The sequence below is a fragment of the Microcystis sp. M049S2 genome, from assembly GCF_020245625.1.
In the GTDB taxonomy this organism is placed as follows: domain Bacteria; phylum Cyanobacteriota; class Cyanobacteriia; order Cyanobacteriales; family Microcystaceae; genus Microcystis; species Microcystis ichthyoblabe_A.
Map to the genome: position 1 here is coordinate 1 of NZ_JADBUN010000044.1, position 3,042 is coordinate 3,042.

Consider the following 3,042-nt stretch of genomic DNA (forward strand, 5'->3'; position numbering starts at 1 on the left):
ACGAGCGCAACGCTCACAACTTCCCCTTAGACTTAGCTAGTGGTGAACAGGCTCCTGTGGCTCTGACCGCTCCCGCTATCAATGGTTAATTCCTAGTCTGAACGAAAAGGCACTCCCGCGAGGGGGTGCTTTTTTGTTGTTTGATTATACTTATATTTTCCTTTTTTAACGAAAATATGGGTTTATTTGACTCGATAAAATTGCTGTGTAGTTTAGATGAATCTTTAACCCAAAGGACAAGAGCGACTACAGAAGGTTAATAGATGAAGTTTTTGTTATGATTAAGACTGAGAGATTTTCATTAAGAGTTATAATGAATCCCGTTATAATAGGGTGAGTAAAGACCAGGAAATAAAATGCCCAAAAAAGCTTACTTAGCTAAACATCTAAGTTCAGAGGAACTGAAAGATAGATACAGAGCAAGTCAAGATTCGGTGGAAACAAGAAGATGGCACTTGTTGTGGAAAATATCTTTAGGATGGACAATAAAAAATGCGGCAGTAGCCGTCGGATTAGATTATCAATATAGTTTTAAAATTCTCAAAAGATATAATGAGTTAGGAGAAGAAGGCGTTAAAAATCTCAAGAAAAAGAGTCACGAACATCGGAGAGGAAAAGAACCTCTGTTGAAGGAAGAACAATGGCAAAAATTAAAAGAAGAACTGAAAAAACTTCCTGCTGATGGTGGGATATGGACTGGTCCAAAAGTGGCTAGATGGATAGAAAAGGAAACTGGACGAGAAAAAGTTTGGAATCAAAGGGGATGGGATTACTTAAAAAAGTTCAGACATTGTTGTCAAGAACCCAAGCCAAAACATAAAAATAATAACTAATTTAATCAAAAAAAATTAAGCAGAATTTACCAGTAAAAGTCCAAGAATTAAGAGATAAATTTACCAATACTCAGGTAGTTATCTGGTTATTTGACGAACATCGAATCGGCTTAAAACCGATTATTAGAAAACTCTGGTAGCTTATAAGTAGTCGTGCAAAATTAATTTCCTAGTCGATATGGGAGACAGCTATCAGCGATTGGATTTGAGTTTTTAGTTCACTATTTACCGATCACTGAAAAAGCGTTCGTGTTAGTGAGCGGATCGAGTGAGCCTAGCCGAAGTCTGAGGGCTGACGGCTTAGATGTGTAATTAATTTTGCTTAGGTACTTAGGATGATTTGTTATGAAAACTACTCCCAACAAATTTATACCCAAGTAGTTTGTTCCTCGTCGTCAACGGCTATCTTATCTACTCGCGCTCAGAAATTGGTTGAACGGACACAACACTTTCAGCGACAAGATATATGATTAATTTTATATCAGTGCGTATAAATGTTGCCGATATACCTTCCCGAAAGCTAGGAATCTATGCTAAGTTATTGCGAGGATTATCTTCTAAGGCAGCCCTCAAAAGATAGGCCATCAATCGAGTTAACTTTATCCTTTTTAGCATTAGGGTTTGAAAAATGACCAAAGACCAGCAAATTTTGGCGAAAATGGGGGGGAGCAGCCTTGCTCTCCTTCTTTTCTTTAGCTTAGGACAACAAGCTTCTGCCGCCACCCTCGTTGAGAATCTACCTACAACAACTCCACAAACTACCGGAGGCGACGTAACATTTGATCGATGGGTACGTTCAAGTTTTAGAACTGGCAGTGGCAGTTATGGTTATACTCTTAACTCGGTCACTCTTTGGTTTCGGGAATTCACTCAAGATGCCAATTTATTTGTCCGTCTCCATAAGGACAACGCCGGGGGACTCGGTGATCTGATAACCAGTTTTACTAACCCTGTTTCCATTACTACCACTGCCGCCAATAACAACTTTACCCTTACTACTCCGCAAACATTAGCCTCTGGTACTGACTACTGGTTAGTTGCCGGGATTTCATCAAGCGGCAGTGGATTATATAGATGGGGTCTGACTGACTCTGTCAACCAAACAGGGGAGCCTGGCTGGTCGATTGGTGATAGTGCCTTTTTTAGTGGTAATCAAGGACTTTCTTGGACTCCTTTTGGTGATGGACTTAAGGCTTTTCAATTCAGCGTTAACGGGACAGTAAACACTTCTCCCCCTCCCCCTACTAATATTCCCGAACCGGGTTCCGTTGTTGCTTTGTTAGGATTAGGAGGATTGGGGTTAGCCTCTAGGTTGAAAAAACTCTCTACTCGTGCTTAGAAATTAGCTGAATGGAAACATCTTTCCATCATCAGTGTTCGATGTCTCAGTAAACGAGGGGATATCCTAACGATTCCCTAGTTTTCATTGGTAAATCTTCTTGACATTATCGTGATATAGAGATTTATCAAAGCACGATTAACTTCTGTAAATAAAAACAAATTACCGCTAATTTTTCGATCAAAAAAAAGTATTTCTCAGGCAATTTTTCCCGTATCGAAGTGTTAGCGGCGTGTTTTTTTATTATTGAACCAACGAGCAAATTTTTACTTTAACGAAAGCACTTTCGGCCCTTCTCGACTTTCTGTGACAAGTGTGCCATAATCTTCGAGAAGTTTAGCTGCGGCAAGTGACACCTAATCCCCTTCTCGGTAGAATTCTGGAAAAAGAACGGTGGAGGGAAATTACGGTTAAAAACTTTTTCTATATACACGACTACCATTTTAGCAAATAGGCTTCATCCCTTTCTATTGAGAAATATTACAATAAACATGAGTACATTAAGAAAAGTTAATGGGTCTATACATTGACGGATAAAGGTTTTCAGCTATTTTATACTAAATCCGTTGAGCATAGGCTACTTATGAGGAGAGGCAAGAGGCAGAAGGCAAGAGGCAAAAGGGGGAATAAATAATCAGTTTTTAATAACCGAATTTAGTATTAGTATATATGTATGTGGTAAGTTCAGGAATAAAAAAACTTGAGGAAAATTTTCTTCTGGCGGGATGTTACTAGCCTGCATTATTCACCAACTGGCAAAAACCTGATTGTGAGGACATCTCAAAAAACAGACTGTTTTTCAGCCAGATCGCTAGATGAACTTCTTGCCAAGGCTTTCGAGGATTTTCCAAAGTCTTCATGAATAATGCA

General features: G+C 39.1%; 2 protein-coding genes and 1 pseudogene. All 3 read left to right on the forward strand.

Annotated features, from left to right (window positions below):
- A pseudogene (locus IM496_RS03860) lies at positions 1-89 on the forward strand (photosystem Q(B) 2 domain protein); the annotation flags it as partial.
- A 267-nt stretch (positions 90-356) separates the two neighbouring features.
- Positions 357-833 carry a helix-turn-helix domain-containing protein gene (locus IM496_RS03865; RefSeq protein WP_194015745.1) on the forward strand — a complete coding sequence of 159 codons (477 nt, stop codon included), beginning with the start codon at positions 357-359 and terminating at the stop codon, positions 831-833.
- Between the two features lie 628 nt (positions 834-1,461).
- The gene (locus tag IM496_RS03870; RefSeq protein ID WP_287661274.1) at positions 1,462-2,172 is read left to right on the forward strand and encodes a choice-of-anchor R domain-containing protein; all 711 of its coding nucleotides are present in this window, start codon (positions 1,462-1,464) and stop codon (positions 2,170-2,172) included.
- Positions 2,173-3,042: the final 870 nt, after the last annotated feature.

Bases quoted from the DNA above. Each gene is read 5' to 3' on its own strand.
- IM496_RS03865 (WP_194015745.1), top strand. From the start codon at position 357: ATGCCCAAAAAAGCTTACTTAGCTAAACATCTAAGTTCAGAGGAACTG.
- IM496_RS03870 (WP_287661274.1), top strand. From the start codon at position 1,462: ATGACCAAAGACCAGCAAATTTTGGCGAAAATGGGGGGGAGCAGCCTT.